This window comes from Acinetobacter lactucae (genome assembly GCF_013344765.1).
Classification (GTDB): domain Bacteria; phylum Pseudomonadota; class Gammaproteobacteria; order Pseudomonadales; family Moraxellaceae; genus Acinetobacter; species Acinetobacter lactucae_A.
The window spans coordinates 1-1,044 of the sequence record NZ_JABVBF010000350.1 but is presented as its reverse complement, the minus strand read 5'-3'; the positions used below and the strand labels follow the sequence as shown (position 1 = coordinate 1,044).

Below are 1,044 nucleotides of genomic sequence, written 5' to 3'. Positions count from 1 at the left end.
GTCCACACACCATTACCGTGACGGCAACAGATGCAGCGGGCAATGCGGGTACAGATACGGCTGTGGTGACAGTTGATACGACGGCTCCGAATGCACCAGTGATTGACCCGGTGAACGGGACAGATCCGATTACAGGTACAGCAGAACCTGGTTCAACGGTGACAGTAACTTATCCAGATGGTAGTACAGCCAGTGTTGTAGCAGGCCCGGATGGTAGCTGGACTGTACCAAACCCAGGCTTGAACGATGGTGACACGGTAACAGCAGTAACAGAAGATCCTGCGGGCAATACCTCAGGACCAGCAACAGCTGTGGTTGATGCAGTTGCACCGGCAGTCGCACTGGATGATGTCCTCACCAATGACAGCACCCCGGCGCTCACTGGTACAGTCAATGACCCGACTGCGACGGTGGTGGTGAATGTGGATGGTGTTGACTACCCGGCAGTGAACAATGGCGACGGCACCTGGACGCTTGTAGACAATAGCTTGCCTGCACTGACTGATGGACCACACACCATTACCGTGACGGCAACAGATGCAGCGGGCAATGCGGGTACGGATACGGCTGTGGTGACAGTTGATACCACTGCACCGAATGCACCAGTGATTGACCCGGTGAACGGGACAGACCCGATTACAGGTACGGCAGAACCTGGTTCAACGGTGACAGTAACTTATCCAGATGGTAGTACAGCCAGTGTTGTAGCAGGCCCGGATGGTAGCTGGACTGTACCAAACCCAGGCTTGAATGATGGTGACACGGTAACAGCAGTAACAAAAGATCCAGCAGGCAATACCTCAGGACCAGCAACAGCTGTGGTTGATGCAGTTGCACCGGCAGTCGCACTGGATGATGTCCTCACCAATGACAGCACCCCAGCGCTCACCGGTACAGTCAATGACCCGACTGCGACGGTGGTGGTGAATGTAGATGGCACTGACTATCCGGCGACGAACAATGGCGATGGCACCTGGACGCTTGCAGACAATAGCTTGCCTGTATTAACAGACGGTCCACACACCATTACCGTGACGGCAACAG

General features: G+C 55.0%; 1 protein-coding gene. It reads left to right on the top strand.

Going from position 1 to position 1,044, the window contains the following annotated elements:
* A partial coding sequence (locus HUN22_RS17250) for an Ig-like domain-containing protein (protein WP_254617565.1) occupies positions 1 to 1,044 on the top strand: 1,044 nt, incomplete at both ends.